Annotated in this window: 11 protein-coding genes; 9 read left to right on the top strand and 2 right to left on the bottom strand. The window is 47.6% G+C overall.

Annotated features, from left to right (window positions below):
* The first annotated feature begins 439 nt into the window (after positions 1-439).
* The 5 genes from Q4488_RS09075 to Q4488_RS09055 all read left to right on the top strand — a co-directional run bounded on the left by Q4488_RS09075 (position 440) and on the right by Q4488_RS09055 (position 3422).
* Positions 440-796, top strand: a complete 357-nt coding sequence (locus Q4488_RS09075) for a VOC family protein (RefSeq protein WP_303580152.1) — start codon at positions 440-442, stop codon at positions 794-796.
* A 676-nt stretch (positions 797-1472) separates the two neighbouring features.
* The gene (locus Q4488_RS09070) at positions 1473-2159 is read left to right on the top strand and encodes a M23 family metallopeptidase (protein ID WP_303580151.1); all 687 of its coding nucleotides are present in this window, start codon (positions 1473-1475) and stop codon (positions 2157-2159) included.
* Between the two features lie 10 nt (positions 2160-2169).
* Positions 2170-2685, top strand: a complete 516-nt coding sequence (locus tag Q4488_RS09065) for an ATP-binding protein (protein ID WP_303580150.1) — start codon at positions 2170-2172, stop codon at positions 2683-2685.
* 75 nt (positions 2686-2760) lie between these two features.
* Positions 2761-3147 carry a hypothetical protein gene (locus Q4488_RS09060; protein WP_303580149.1) on the top strand — a complete coding sequence of 129 codons (387 nt, stop codon included), beginning with the start codon at positions 2761-2763 and terminating at the stop codon, positions 3145-3147.
* A 143-nt stretch (positions 3148-3290) separates the two neighbouring features.
* Entirely contained in the window at positions 3291-3422 is a 132-nt protein-coding gene (locus Q4488_RS09055; protein WP_303580148.1) for a hypothetical protein, read from the top strand.
* A gap of 427 nt (positions 3423-3849) precedes the next feature.
* Here the strand turns inward: Q4488_RS09055 and acnA are convergent, their stop codons facing one another.
* The gene (acnA, locus tag Q4488_RS09050; protein ID WP_303580147.1) at positions 3850-6582 is read right to left on the bottom strand and encodes an aconitate hydratase AcnA; all 2733 of its coding nucleotides are present in this window, start codon (positions 6580-6582) and stop codon (positions 3850-3852) included.
* 910 nt (positions 6583-7492) lie between these two features.
* Between acnA and Q4488_RS09045 the strand changes: the two genes are divergently transcribed.
* Together Q4488_RS09045 and Q4488_RS09040 are read left to right on the top strand one after the other, a co-directional pair.
* Positions 7493-10285, top strand: a complete 2793-nt coding sequence (locus Q4488_RS09045; protein WP_303580146.1) for a bifunctional aconitate hydratase 2/2-methylisocitrate dehydratase — start codon at positions 7493-7495, stop codon at positions 10283-10285.
* Between the two features lie 60 nt (positions 10286-10345).
* Positions 10346-10594 (top strand): hypothetical protein, encoded by a 249-nt coding sequence (locus Q4488_RS09040; RefSeq protein ID WP_303580145.1) that lies wholly within the window; start codon positions 10346-10348, stop codon positions 10592-10594.
* Positions 10595-10741: 147 nt separating this feature from the next.
* Here the strand turns inward: Q4488_RS09040 and acnB are convergent, their stop codons facing one another.
* Entirely contained in the window at positions 10742-13336 is a 2595-nt protein-coding gene (gene acnB, locus Q4488_RS09035; protein ID WP_303580144.1) for a bifunctional aconitate hydratase 2/2-methylisocitrate dehydratase, read from the bottom strand.
* Between the two features lie 427 nt (positions 13337-13763).
* Here acnB and Q4488_RS09030 point away from each other — a divergent pair, with 427 nt between their 5' ends.
* On the top strand, positions 13764-14216 hold the full coding sequence (locus tag Q4488_RS09030) for a hypothetical protein (protein WP_303580143.1): 453 nt from the start codon (positions 13764-13766) through the stop codon (positions 14214-14216).
* Positions 14217-14257: 41 nt separating this feature from the next.
* Positions 14258-15571, top strand: coding sequence for a hypothetical protein (locus Q4488_RS09025; protein ID WP_303580142.1), 1314 nt, complete (start codon positions 14258-14260; stop codon positions 15569-15571).
* The last annotated feature ends 45 nt before the right edge of the window (positions 15572-15616 follow it).

Below are 15616 nucleotides of genomic sequence, written 5' to 3'. Positions count from 1 at the left end.
TAGAGGAGCTTGATACATTGGAGCAAAATGTCGTAGAAAAGCTAGAGTACGATATACAAGATCGTGTTTTTGAAGCCAAAAACCGGGACACCCATAATTTAAACCTACCAAAATAAGACATCTGATCTACGCTTTAAGCACTGGTGAAATTATGGAGGATCACATCATAACCCGTGCCCGCAATGAGCAGATCAGTACCGCAGTCAACGGCGTAGCTATTACTGGCCAGAGTTTAACCACTTGCTTCAGTGTTTTAATGTGATAGCAATGCGAGTAAGTAAGCGCATGCAGAAGGGGCCTGATTTGCACGGGCGAATATATAACTGAGGCGCCGGATGCGGTAGTTCCGCACGTCCGGATCTGTGTGGGGGCGGTACGGGTAACTGGCCGTCCTACCACGACAGCTCCTCAACCAACCATCACATGAGATACTAGATATATGAAATTGGATTATTGCGTTCTTGGAACAAACAACATAGAGGAAGCGATCAAGTTCTACGATTCTTTGTTCGAAGGAACAGAACTTAATCAAGTATTTTCAACTGACAGAATGACTTTTTGGCAGTGTGAAGATTTCGCGTTTGCTATAGCAAAGCCATTTGATGGTAAACCTGCTACTAATGGAAATGGAACAATGGTCGGCTTAAATGTTGGCTCTGAGGAAGAAGTGAAAAGACTTCATAATAAAGCTATAGAGTTGGGTGGAACTTGTGAAGGGGAGCCTGGTCAACGAGGCCCCAAATATTCAGCATATGTGAGAGACTTGGACAGTAATAAAATTGTTTTTTCTGTATAAAAAGCTTAACAAATCAAGGCAGCAACGCCACTTCGTGGCTGGTCGCGCAAACGCGCGCCGCTGCTTGAAGCGTTAAGTGCATCATTGAGCATAGTGATATTTATATGTCTAAGTGGTAGTTTAATTTTTTATAAATCTTATTTTTAAATTCAAAGGAATCGTTATGACTTGGGCAGAAGTAGGTGGAGTAGTAGTTGTATTTATCATTATATTCATAGCGGTCTCATCTTCAAAAAAGAAAAAATAAGGCAGCTTTATCAATATAAAGAAACACCTAACAAGCCAAGTCAGCGGGAATTTTACTCGCCGATAAAGCGCACCTGAAAAACCGGGACACCCATAATTTAAACCTACCAAAATAAGTCGTCTGATCTACGCTTGAAGCACTGGTGAAATTATGGAGGATCACACACATGACCCGTGCCCGCAATCAGCAGATCAGCACCGCAGTCAACGGTGTAGCTATAACTGGCCAGAGTTTAACCACTTGCTTCAGTGTTTTAATGTGATAGCAAGCGAGTAAGAAAGCGCATGCAGAACGGGCCTGATTTACACGGGCGAATATATAACTGAGAAGTCGGATGCGGTAGTTCCGCACGTCCGGATCTGTGTGGAGGCGGTACGGGTAACTGGCCGTCCTACCACGACGGTATTAATCATAGCTTCGAGGGATTGAATGAAACCTATCAGTGTTGCACCACCTTTGCGCGGAGAATGGTTTGCCGTCACGACTCCAGGGGATAAGATTCCCAGTCACGGTGCTCATAATTGGGGAATGACATACGCTTATGATTTTGTTCGTATAAAAATTACTAACGACGGCACTTCAAGTTGGCACAAGAAGTCAAAGAAAGAATACAATCTAGCTCAAGTTAAGTTGGCTGACACATATGGGTGGGGTGAGCCTATTTATGCTCCCATTGGCGGTGTCGTAAGAGAACTTGAAAATGAAGTTAAAGAACGTTCTCGTTTACATATACTTTCTGATTTTGGCTTCGCTTTACTCAATAGTTTGTTTTTTTCTTACAAGCATGGAAAAGTTAAAACATTAGGTGGAAACTACTTAATTATTGAAGGAGATAACTACTCTGCATTTATAGCGCATGCTAAGACAGGCTCAATAATTCACAAAGTGGGGGATACAGTTAATGTTGGGGATAAGATTGCCGAGGTTGGGCACTCAGGGAATTCAACTGCTCCACATCTGCACTTTCAATTGATGGATCGCGCGGATATTAGAAATGCTAAAGGCATTCCTTGTTGTTTTGATAGTATGGATATATTTAATAATGATACATGGGACTCTGTTTCAGACCATATACCTAGTAGCAAATACATAGTCAGGTTTATTGCCTCTGAATGAGACGTTATGCATGAAAAGAGAATTACAAACAATGGCGAGACTAATTATTGTTACCGGTCCAACAGGTGCTGGGAAGACCACATACTCCTCATCTTTATCTAAGGACATTGGGGCAGTTCGCTTCTCTATAGATCCGTGGATGCAGAATCTATTTTCAAAAGACATGACGTCCCTTGATTATGCTTGGATGATTGAGAGGGTAAATCGGTGTTATGTTCAAATCTGGCAGGTTGGTGAACAAATTTTAAAATTGAACGGCAATGTGGTTTTAGATTTAGGCTTCACTACTAGAGAGCAGCGCGGTCATTTTGCTTCTCTAGCAAAGAAGCTCGATATTGAGCCAGAAGTACATTATTTGAGCGCGCCAAAAGATGTTCGTAAAAAGCGCGTAGAAAAAAGAAATGTAGAGAAAGACCCTAGTGTTTACTCCTTTGAGGTTACTGATTTCATGTTTAACTTTATGGAGCCAAGATATGAGATCCCTGACGAACAAGAGTTGGCAAATGGCCGTGTCATAAATGCATAACAAGTCACGGAAGGTGGACGCGTGAGACACGCCTCTTTGTTCAGCGTTATGCGGATATGAGTACAAAGAACAAGAATGATTGATTCAACCACAGCAGCATCTATATTTAGTTTCTTGGCTACAGTTGTAATGCTTTTTCAGCTAGCCCTCGCCTTGGGTGCACCTTGGGGTGAAATGGCAATGGGTGGTAAATTCCCTGGTCGTTTTTCCCCGAAGTTGCGTATTAGCGCGTTAGTGCAATTGTTGCTTTTAGCACTGATGGCACTGATCGTGTTAATACGCGCGGGTTTGGTTTTTAGTGAACTCTTTGAGCTTTCTAAATCGGTAATTTGGTTTGTGGTTGCATTGTGTGTAGTGAGTGCAATTTTAAACACTATTACACCGAGCAAAAAGGAAAGAATGTTGTGGTCTCCAGTCACCATCATTTTGGTCATTTGTGCGGTTGTTGTTGCTCGGAGTTAAGTTTAGGGTTGGTACGCATAACAAGGCAATTTCACGCGGACAAATTTCCGCTACGCTCGTTTGTGGCGGATGCCACAAGCCACAAGCCTATCGTTGCTCCAATTTGCCGGTGATTTGCGACGTTATACATTTTCGAGGAAGTTATGGATTTAGAGAATATTGCTTTGATAGCAACAGCAATTGGCGTTGGTGTTGCAACTTGGCAGATCTGGGAGAGTCGAAAGCTCGCTCAAGCTACGTTTGAAGACTGTTTAACCAACAATATAGAGATTTGATTTATGCAATCCCAGTTGATGTGCTTCTCGGTAAAGACTTGGCTGGGCCTGAAAAGTTAAAGGCGCGCGAAATTGTATTTAACTATCTCGACTTATGTAACGAACAAATTGCTCATAGGCACTGTAATCGTATAAGCGAACGCCTCTGGAAGAACTGGGCGAGTGGAATTGAAGAAAATATTAATAGAGTTTTGTTTTCTGAAGTCTGGTCTGAAGTTAAGGAATCTACCCCTAGTACATTTAGTTTTTTGGAGAAACTAGAGAAAGAAGGCTTCAAATCGGATCCCAAGGTTTGGACAAATGTATAACCGATAACTGTGATGTAGCGTTTTCCTAACGTCTAACGCTAAACAGAGTGACGATGTCAGCCTTTCAACGCTGATCATCGTCTGTCTGTATTGGTTGGCCGTTGAGCTCGGTTAACCGGTTAGGTATTCGCGGCAATAATATCGCGTAACACCATCGGTAAGATGCCTTTATGACGTATTTGATCCAGTTCTGATGAGGTATCAACACGCGAAAGCAGTTTTATTTGCTGCGATGAGCCATCCGCCCTGTGTATAGTCAGTGCTACAGATCCCCTCGGTTCAAGAGTATCAATACCCTTCAAATCAAAGGTTTCTGAACCATCCAAATTCAGCGACGCGCGAGTGACTCCTGTTGGTAATTGCAGCGGTAAAACACCCATGCCCACCAGATTGGATTTGTGAATACGCTCAAAACTTTCAGCAATAATCGCCTTTACACCTAGTAAAGCAGGCCCTTTAGCGGCCCAATCCCGTGACGATCCCGTGCCATACAGTTTACCGCCAAACACAACGGTAGGCGTGCCTTCTTCACGGTACCGCGCAGCGGCATCGTAAATAGACATTTGCGCAGGTTCACCTTCAGACGGGTGATAACTCGTAACCGCGCCAGTGGTGCCCGGCAACATTAGGTTTCTGGCTTTACCATTGCCAAAAATACTGCGCAGCATCACGTGGTGGTTGCCTCGGCGTGCGCCGAGTGATGTCAGGTCGGCCTCTGCAACGCCTTGTGAGATCAGGTATTCGCCAGGAGGGGAGTCGGGACGTATACGGCTAACCGGTGAGATATGGTCTGTGGTGGTATTGTCATCACACATCACCAGCATGCGTGCCGCGGAGATATTGTTTAACGCATCCTCAGGTGTTTCCAGTGAGAAACCCTCGAAGAAAGAGATTTCTTGGATGTAGGTTGAATCAGGATCCCAGTCATAAACAGGCCCGGTAGGGGATGCCAAGTTCTGCCACGTATCAGGACCATCGAGCGAATTCTCATAGGTTGCTCTGAAGGCTTTCGGGTCCATGCATTCATGCATCGTTTGAGTGATTTCTGCGTTGCTCGGCCAGATATCTTTAAGGAAAACATCTTTGCCGTGTGCATCTTGACCGATTGGCTGACGGCTCACATCAATATTCACGTTGCCCGCAATAGCCATGGCAACGACCAACGGTGGTGACATCAGGAAGTTAGTATCAACATCCGGATGTACGCGGCCTTCGAAGTTCCGGTTACCGGATAACACAGACGCGGCGATAATATCGTGGTTTTGTAATGCTTTTTCAATGCTCGGTGCCAGAGGACCAGAATTGCCCACGCAGGTTGTACAGCCATAACCGGCGGTATTAAAACCCAGTGCATCCAAGTGTTGTTGTAGTCCCGCCTTGGTTAAAAAGTCGGTTGCCACCGGTGACCCCGGTGCTAACGATGTTTTAACGCCATCGGGGACTTTCATGCCAAGCTCATTGGCTTTCTTAGCCAGCAAACCGGCTGCAATCAATAAACCTGGATTCGATGTGTTGGTGCAGGACGTAATCGCCGCAATGAGGATATCGCCGTCTTTTAATTCCCTTTCTGGTAAGGGTACGAAAATACCGGCTTCGTCTGCTTTCATTGGCGTTACGTTCACCACTTCAGGCGTACGCTCTTTACCTTTCTCTTGGCCTTCAGCCGCGGCTTTTCTGAAAACATTGCCAAGTTCAGCTAGTGGTAGTCTGTCTTGAGGTCTTTTAGGGCCCGCCACAGAAGGTTCAACCGTGGATAGATCCAACTGAAGAAGATCGGTATAGCGAGGCAGGGACTGACCTGGCGTCCAAGTCATATTTTGTGCTTTATAAAAAGCCAGTGGCAGGTCGCCATCCCTACCGGTTGCCCTTAGATACTCGGCAGCGATTTCATCAAAGGGGAAGAATCCCATGGTGGCGCCATATTCAGGCGACATATTGGCGATGGTGGCACGGTCTGGCAGGGAAAGATTGGCACAGCCTTCACCGATATATTCAACGAACTTGCCAACAACCCCCGCTGGATATTTTCTCAACATTTCAGTGATCGTCAGCACCAAATCTGTTGCCGTGACGCCCTCTCTTAATGCGCCGGTAAGCTCTACGCCCACCACTTCGGGGGCCAGCATCTGCATCGGTTGGCCCAGCATGGAAGCGCCGGCTTCAATGCCGCCCACGCCCCAGCCGACAATACCTAATGCATTAGCCATGGGCGTATGGCTATCCATCCCAATGAGGGTATCGGGAACCATCAGTTGATTAATGTTGAGGTAGCCTTGAGCCAAGTACTCTAGGTTAACCTGATGAACAATGCCGGTTTGCGGGGGGATGATTCTGATGGTTTCAAATGCCTGCGCCCCCCATTTCAAAAAGGCATAACGCTCTTTATTTCTGGCCGCTTCTAGTTCGCCATTGATTCTAAGAGACGCGGGGCTACCGGTATTGTCCATTGTAACCGTGTGATCGATCACCAGATCGGCGCGGACTAAAGGTTCAATGATGGCAGGATCCATGCCCATGCGCTGAACAGCTGAACGCATCGCTGCAAAATCCACAATGGCAGGGGTGCCACTCAGATCGTGCATCAGGACGCGACCCGCAGTGAAAGAAATCTCGATCGGTTGTTTGCCTTGACCTTCTGTCCAGCTGCCAAGCGCCTGAATCTGCTCAGCGGTGATGCCGTTTTGGCCGACATTTCGGGCGATACCTTCCAGAATAGGGCGCAGAGAAAAAGGCAGTTCATCCAGTTTTATACCAAAGTGTTCAGCGGTATCGGGAAGGCTATGGTAGCGGTGCGCTGTGCCGGGAAGTGTTTTGATGGAACGGGATGGATCAAAATCGATAGGACTTGTCATATTTTATACCTCACGCAGATGGGGCGTTGCTGAACCTATGACCTTTTTGGGGCGAGCCTCCGGTCATTGTTGGCGCTGCTCAATCGCCTTTTTAGTTATGTATTCAGCCGTCAAACGAAGCGCTATTAACTGCAACATAAATGATTATCTTGTTAAGATTGTCGACAATACTATCGGATGGACGCCTTAAATCAAGGTTATTAGATCTTTTTTACATTAATTACATACAATTTAAGACTATTGGCTAGTGTGTATACGGGCTATTAAAATTTTTGCAGACGTATCTGAGGCTGTTTATGTAGGCGATATGCGGCCCTATATGACCAGGAAATGGCTTAATTGAATGAATAAAAAGCTCAAGGATGAATCAGCATAGGGTTGAATCAGTATAGCGAAGTGATATGGAGCCGCTAAATGTGAGCCAATCAGAGATAGCGGTTGCTTGCATGACGATTGAGCATTTGGCTTCACCTCAGCGCTCGATCAGCGCCGCTAACTTTGCTGCTTTGAGTGTGCAATAATAGCTACCTCGAAGCGGCGCGAAGCTTTAATGGGGTTGAGTCGAGCGGCTGCAAGTACGATTCAGAGGTTCGTTTTAATTACCATGAATAGGCGCGCCTGTTCATTCACGGTGACATAAAAACGCTTGACCTTCCCTAAAATATTAAGCATCCCTCCTAAAGGCTTATTATTTTTCAGCGATGCAGCGGTGCTGCCATATCGGACCTGAATTAGGTATACTACTACCAATGTATACCATCTGAAACACGTTGATTTTGCTACTATTTATTTTACTTATATTGACTATAAGCCTAATTTAAATTGTTTTCATTGAGCTGTTTGTAGCTTTTTCTTTATAATCTGTTACCGATTCAAAATTAGCATTAATTGAGAAGAGACGCTTTACGCTATGAGTTACTATTCTGACTACCTAGAAGAAATAGAGGTTCGTAAAAAGGACCTTGGCCTGCATCCCAAACCGATTGATAGCGCTGAGCTACTTTCTGAAATCATTGCCCAGATTAAAGACGTTGGTAATGAGCATCGCGAAGCATCTTTGAACTTCTTCATCTACAACACGCTACCGGGTACGACGCCAGCGGCTGTTGTTAAAGCGGCTTTCCTGAAAGATATCGCTCTGGGTAAAGAAACCGTTGCAGAGATCTCTCCTGAGTTTGCGCTTGAGCAACTCTCTCACATGAAAGGCGGCCCTTCTGTTGAAGTGCTGCTGGATATCGCATTGTCTGACGACGCTCAGGCTGCTGCTGCCGGTGACGTTCTGAAGTCTCAGGTATTCCTGTACGACGCAGACTACGCTCGTCTGGCTGACGCTTTCAAAGCGGGCAACGCCATCGCTAAAGATCTCTTGGAAAGTTACTCAAAAGCTGAATTCTTCACCAAGCTGGATGACATCCCAGAGCAGATTAAAGTGATTACCTACATTGCTGCTGAGGGTGATATCTCTACTGATTTATTATCGCCGGGTAATCAGTCTCACTCACGTGCTGACCGTGAACTACACGGCCTGTGCATGATCTCGCCAGAAGCTCAGCAGGAAATTGCTGAGATGGGCAAGCAAAACCCTGATGCTAAAGTGATGTTGATCGCTGAAAAAGGCACCATGGGTGTCGGCTCTTCCCGTATGTCGGGTGTTAACAACGTGGCACTGTGGGCGGGTGAAAAAACCTCTCCATACATCCCATTCATCAACAACCGTCCGGTTGTTGCAGGCACTAACGGTATCGCGCCTATCTTCCTGACGACGGTGGGTGTCACCGGTGGTATCGGTCTGGATCTGAAAAACTGGGTTAAGAAAACCGACGCTAATGGCGACGTTGTGCGTGACGCAAACGGCGATCCAGTCCTAGAACAAGCCTATTCAGTGGCGACCGGTACCGTTCTGACCATCGATACTAAAGCTAAGAAGTTGTACAACGGCGATCAAGAGCTGGTTGATATCTCTGATGCTTTCACGCCACAAAAAGTGGAATTCATGAAAGCCGGCGGTTCTTACGCGGTCACTTTCGGTAAGAAGCTGCAAACGTTCGCGGCTGAAACATTGGGTGTTGAAGCGCCTGCTGTGTACGCACAATCTAAAGAGATCTCTATCGAAGGTCAGGGTTTGACAGCGGTTGAGAAGATCTTCAACCGTAACGCAGTGGGTGTTACGTCTAAGACGCCTTTGCACACAGGCTCTGATGTTCGCGTTAAAGTGAACATCGTCGGTTCTCAGGATACAACCGGTCCTATGACCTGTCAGGAACTGGAAGCGATGGCCGCTTCTACGATCTCTACCAGCGTCGATGGTGCTTTCCAATCCGGTTGTCACACCGCTTCTGTGTGGGATAACAAAGCGAAGGCAAATACGCCTAAGCTGATGGCGTTCATGAACGCGTTCGGCGTTATCACTGCGCGTGATCCAAAACACGTTTACCCTTCAATGACTGACGTTATTCACAAAGTCCTGAATGACATTACCGTTGACGACCGTGCCATCATCATCGGTGGTGACTCTCACACCCGTATGTCTAAAGGTGTTGCCTTCGGTGCTGACTCCGGTACGGTTGCGATCGCACTGGCGACGGGTGAATCGGCCATGCCAATTCCAGAGTCTGTGAAGGTAACCTTTAAAGGTAAAATGCAGCCTCACATGGATTTCCGTGACATCGTCCACGCGACGCAAGCACAAATGCTGAAGACGTTCGGTGGCGAAAACGTATTCCAAGGTCGTGTGATCGAAGTACAAATCGGTACGCTGTTGGCTGACCAGGCCTTCACTTTCACCGACTGGACTGCAGAAATGAAAGCGAAAGCGTCTATCTGTATCTCCACCGATGACACGCTGATTCAGTCTTTGGAGCTGGCTAAGTCTCGTATCCAGATCATGATCGACAAAGGTATGGATAACGCAGCGGCTATGTTGCAAGGTCTGATCGATCTGGCAGATAAACGTATCGCTGAAGTGAAATCTGGCGAAGCGCCTGCGCTGGCTCCAGATGACAATGCGAAGTACTACGCTGAGCTTGTCGTTGATCTAGATGTCATCAATGAACCAATGATTGCTGACCCAGACGTGAACAACGAAGATGTTTCTAAGCGTTACACCCACGATGTGATTCGTCCTGCTTCATACTACGATGGCCGTAAGGTTGACTTAGGCTTCGTTGGTTCTTGCATGGTTCACAAAGGCGATATGCAGATCATTGCTGGTATGCTGCGTAACCTAGAGAAGAAAGGGCCTGTTACCTTTAAAGCGCCATTAGTGGTTGCGCCACCGACTTACAACATCGTTGATGAATTGAAAGCCGAAGGTGATTGGGAGTTGCTGGAGAAATTCGCCGGCTTCGAATTCTCTGATGCACATCCAAAAGAAGCAGCACGTACCAAGTACGAAAATATTATGTACCTGGAACGTCCTGGATGTAACTTGTGTATGGGTAACCAAGAAAAAGCAGAACCGGGTGACACCGTGTTGGCGACGTCTACTCGTCTGTTCCAGGGCCGTGTTGTTGAAGATACCGCAGAGAAGAAAGGTGAATCTTTGCTGGGCTCTACGCCAATGGTTGTACTGTCTTGTGTTCTAGGTCGCTTCCCAACGTTGGAGGAGTACAAAGAAGCGGTTGAGGGTATCGATCTGACGACTTTCGCGCCACCGACTGATGACTTGAGTGTACATAACGCTATTCCAGCGGCACGTATCTAATTACGCCTAGCGTGACTAACAGAAAGCCCTGATTCTTCAGGGCTTTTTTATGTCTGCGGATTGGCTTTTCGTTCTGAGCCGCTGACTAAAGTATCGTCGGCCGTGCTGATTGCCAAACGTAAAGCCGCTGACTCGTGGTCCGAGCGTCGCTCAGTGTCTGATACGGATTGTGCTTCAGCCATTACGATGACCGGCATCGCCATCGACTGGCGAGCGGTTTTAGCGCGGTATCTCGCTGTTGCTCGCTACTGCTCGTTACTGCTCGTTACTGCTTGCTACTATCAGTTAAGCTCGATTTTTATCTCATAGCTATCGGTGCCGTCTCTGGCGGCGATCAGTGGCAAAAAAAATCCGACATTGAAATCAACGTCGGATTTTTCATTAGGTCTTTTATCGCACCTTCCTTAAGTGAACAGTATTGTGACAACCGAAGGGTTGTAGCCGGTAATTTAACGGTTAAGCCGTGACGATAACGTTGGACGCTTTATCGATATAGGATTCGATTTGATCGAAGTTTAGATAGCGGTAAACATCGGCGGCCATGCTGTCGATCTTCGTCGCGTACGCCATATATTCGTCAACCGATGGGATTTTACCCAGCAGAGCGGCTACCGCTGCCAGTTCGGCAGACGAGAGGTAGACGTTCGCGCCATTACCCAAACGGTTCGGGAAATTACGGGTAGAGGTGGATACTACGGTGGTGTTATCGCCGACCCGTGCTTGGTTGCCCATACAGAGGGAACAACCCGGCATCTCGATACGCGCACCGGCTTTACCGAAGATGTTGTAGTAGCCTTCTTCCGTCAGCTGAGCGGCATCCATTTTAGTGGGTGGCGCAATCCACATACGGGTTGGGATGGTTGCGCCAGATGCTTCAAGTAGTTTACCGGCGGCACGGAAGTGGCCGATGTTAGTCATACATGAACCGAGGAAGACTTCATCGATATGTGTGCCAGCAACATCGGACAGCAACTTCACGTCATCAGGATCGTTAGGGCAGGCCAGGATAGGCTCTTTAACCTCATTAATATCGATTTCAATCACCGCGGCGTAATCGGCATCGGCATCACCTTCCATTAGTTCAGGTTTTGCCAGCCATTCTTGCATACCTTTAATCCGACGCTCGATGGTACGGGGATCACCGTAACCTTCAGAAATCATCCATTTGAGCATGGTGATGTTGGAGTTTAGGTACTCTTTAATAGGGGCTTCGTCCAGCTTGATAGAACAAGCGGCCGCTGAACGTTCGGCGGCAGCGTCAGACAGTTCGAATGCCTGCTCAACTTTTAGATCGGGCAGGCCTTCAATTTCAAGAATCCGACCCGAGAAGATGTTTTTCTTACCGGCTTTAGCGACGGTCAGTAGTCCCTGTTTGATAGCGTAGTAAGGGATAGCGTTAACCAAGTCACGTAAGGTAATGCCCGGCTGTAGTTGAGTGCCTTTAAAGCGAACCAAGACAGACTCAGGCATATCCAGCGGCATTACGCCGGTCGCGGCAGCAAAGGCAACCAGACCCGAACCTGCCGGGAAAGAGATGCCGATGGGGAAGCGGGTGTGCGAGTCACCACCCGTACCGACCGTATCCGGCAGTAGCATCCGATTGAGCCAAGAGTGAATAACACCGTCACCAGGACGGAGTGAAACACCACCACGGTTCATGATGAAATCGGGCAGCGTGTGATGAGTCTGCACATCAATCGGCTTCGGATAAGCCGCCGTGTGACAGAAAGACTGCATGGTTAGATCAGCCGAGAAGCCTAAGCAAGCTAGGTCTTTTAGTTCATCTCGGGTCATCGGGCCAGTGGTGTCCTGAGAGCCAACCGTGGTCATCTTAGGCTCGCAGTAGGTACCAGGACGAACGCCATCAACACCGCAGGCTTTTCCGACCACTTTTTGTGCTAAGGAGAAACCTTTACCGGTATCGGTAGGTTGTTCTGGTTTACGGAACAGATTAATAGGACCTAGGCCCAATGCTTCACGCGCACGTTCAGTCAGCCCACGACCGATGATCAGAGGAATACGGCCACCGGCACGGACTTCGTCTAAAATGACCGGTGTTTTAAGGCTGAATTCACACAGTCGTTCACCGGTTTCGGCGTTTTTCGCGATACCTTCATAGGGGTACACGTCGATCACGTCGCCCATATTCATTTTTTCAACGTCCATCTCGATCGGCAGGGCGCCGGCATCTTCCATGGTGTTGAAGAAGATCGGCGCAATCTTGCCACCAAAGCAGTAACCGCCCGCACGTTTATTCGGTACGTGAGGGATATCATCACCGAAGAACCATAATACCGAGTTGGTTGCGGATTTTCGTGAAGAGCCGGTGCCTACCACATCACCGACATAAGCAACCGGATGGCCTTTGGCTTTCACTGCTTCGATCTGAGATAGCGGGCCTATGCTGCCGGGCTGAACTGGCTCGATGCCATCACGGGCCATTTTTAGCATGGCGTTAGCGTGCAGAGGGATATCAGGACGGGTGAAGGCATCTGGCGCAGGAGACAGATCATCGGTATTGGTTTCACCGCTGACTTTAAACACCGTCACGGTGATTTTCTCAGGCAGTGCTGGCTTAGAGGTGAACCATTCACCGGCCGCCCATGATTCCAGAATTTGCTTAGCATAAGCATTACCGGCATCGGCTTTATCTTTGACATCATGGAAAGCATCAAACATCAGCAGGGTGTGCGACAGTGCGGTAACGGCAGTGGGGGCGAGTGCCTCTTCATCTAGGGCTGCGATCAGTGGTTGAATATTGTAGCCACCCAGCATTGTGCCGAGTAACTCTACTGCTTTCACTTTATCGATAAGAGGGGATTCGGCTTCACCTTTAGCGATGGCCGCTAAGAAACCCGCTTTGACATAAGCCGCTTGATCAACACCCGCAGGGACTCGATTAGTCAACAAGTCGAGGATAAATGTCGCTTCATCAGCAGGTGGGTTCTTTAATAGCTCAACCAGCGCAGCGGTTTGATCGGCATCTAGCGGTTTGGCTGGTACGCCTTCTTGAGCGCGTTCTGCTACATGTTTACGGTAAGCTTTAAGCACGATATCCCCCTTATCTGTTATCTGTGTCAGACAATACGGATATGCAGCGGTCTGACAGTCGGTCGGCTATCCTAGCCATCGATCTCGAATGAGCCCATAAAATAGAACTTATAAAATATAGTCTAAAAGGCTCATGTCGTTAAGATTGACAGGTGTTTTTCCATTAATACTCTCACTTGATGCTGATCGTCAATAGGTCGGCGTCGATGACGACATGACGTTTTTCAATTTTTTTGATCCCATGATTTAGATCAAACTTACATCGCTCTCCTAAGGCAAGCGAGATTGATTTAGGTATTATGCAGCATCGGTCATTAGCGTGTGATGACGGATTTTGCTAGTTGAACAATCGTTTGCTATGGGGTTAGTCCGGTGGTTATCCGCTTTTTCCGGGTCAGATTATCTTAAATAGTCAGAGGGAAGATTTGTGAATTCATCAATTTGGGCTGCAATTTCCGGCTGGGAATTAAATGCAGAGCTCGAAGGGCTTAATGCGTTGAATATAGAAACAACCTTTACCGCGCTGGATGGTAAAGCGCTAATCTATGATGGCCCTCATCACTCCTTACTCCTGCATCACTATAGTCGTTTAGTCGCTGCCAACCCGAACAACCTTCGTCATCAGGTGCAGCGTGTCTACCTGTCCATTTTGTGTCATGACGCGACTGAACTGACCGGGGCATTGTTAGATCTCTATCTCACACTTGAACAACGGGGTAACGCTTTGCGTCGCCGGTTGTTGCAGCAGGGGGCCGCGCTATTAAGTGAAGATGATCTATCTATTTTCGATGAGGTATTGAGCAGTGGCGATAACACGAGGCTGTTGCAACTGAGTAAACAGGCATCGGTGCTGTGTAATGGTAACTATTCACTGCATTAATTGAGTTTCGCTATCACTGATTTTAGCAGGCAGGAGTCATCGTGGGCGTATCGCATAACATCAAGCTTACTAAACGGACCGTCAACAAGGTTATTCATCTCGGCGTTGTAGGCTTTGAACTGCAATCTAAAACCGCTATAGAACTGTTTTTTAAACAGCATCAAGCCGCCTATGCGTTGGTTGCTGCGGAGCAAGCGGATGTATTGATGTTTAATATGGAATCGCCCGCTATTCAAGCGTTCATCGATGAGTATCAGGGGGAAAGACCTCTGATTGCTGTGACAGCAACAGCAGCAGAGTTTCAGGGCGGGGTGACGTTACGCAAGCCGTTGCAGGGAAAGCAGGTGATGCAAGCGATTAAGCAAGTGATGGATCAATTTGATCGCCGTATTGATTTGCAGCCGTCCATACAGCGTGTGAGTCGTGAAGCGGCAAGTGCGTTTCAAGCATATCAACAGCGTTTAGCGTCGGAACGGCAAGCGCTGGCTGACTATCAGGCGAACGGACGATCACGGTGTCAGCATTTACCATCAACGCCGACGACCGATCGTTCTGTTAACCCTGCAGCGTTAAAAGAGGACAGGCTGACGGTTGCGCCCATGCCGGCGTCAGTGCTCGATGGGTCCGTCAAAGAGACGCGATTAGAGGCCAATGTCGAGGCGGCGACGATCGCTTTAGCCGCATCGAAGCTTGCACCGCGAGGGCCTCAAAAAAGTGAAAAGAAACCCGCAGATATCCAGCCCAAATTAACGTATCAGATGGTCTATGAGTGCTGTGGTAACGCGCCTGACATCAATCTTTATGAAGCGGATCAGCGGCGGCGAATTTTCTTTAAAAAAGAAGCGACATTATTAGCGATATTACTGGATAGCATCACCGAGGGGCGAGCGAGGCAGTTACCGCTAGAGCTGACGGGATTGCCAGGCTTGCTCGCTTATTTACCCGCCGAGCAACAGTTTTGCTTTGATTTCAGTGAAGAGCTATTGATACCGCTGGCACTGACGCGCTTTGGCTATCAAGAGCTTGGGTTGAATGTGCGCCCTGATTTGGCTGTCGGCTCAACAGAGGGTAATGCTAACCTGACGACGATGAATAGTGATGAGCTTATTTGGCAGTTGGCATTATGGACATCTAAAGGGCGTCTAGATCGCATGATTGATCCACAACAGCCGTATCAATTAACGAAGACACTTGATTTTGATCGGTTGTTGTCAATACCGCATATCAGCACGATGGCTAATCTATGGACACGTCATCGTTTATCGGCGATTGAAGTGCTCGATGTCCTGAAAATTCATCAGCGTTATGTGTTTGCATTTATGACCGCCGCTTTTTGTTTGCAGGCATTTGAGTGAGGGGCATCGTTTAAGCCTCGCGACGAACATCGTAGCGAGGCAATT

This window comes from Amphritea sp. 1_MG-2023 (assembly GCF_030547545.1).
GTDB lineage: Bacteria > Pseudomonadota > Gammaproteobacteria > Pseudomonadales > Balneatricaceae > Amphritea.
The sequence above is the reverse complement of the archived record's forward strand: the minus strand, read 5'-3'. Positions and strand labels throughout refer to the sequence as shown.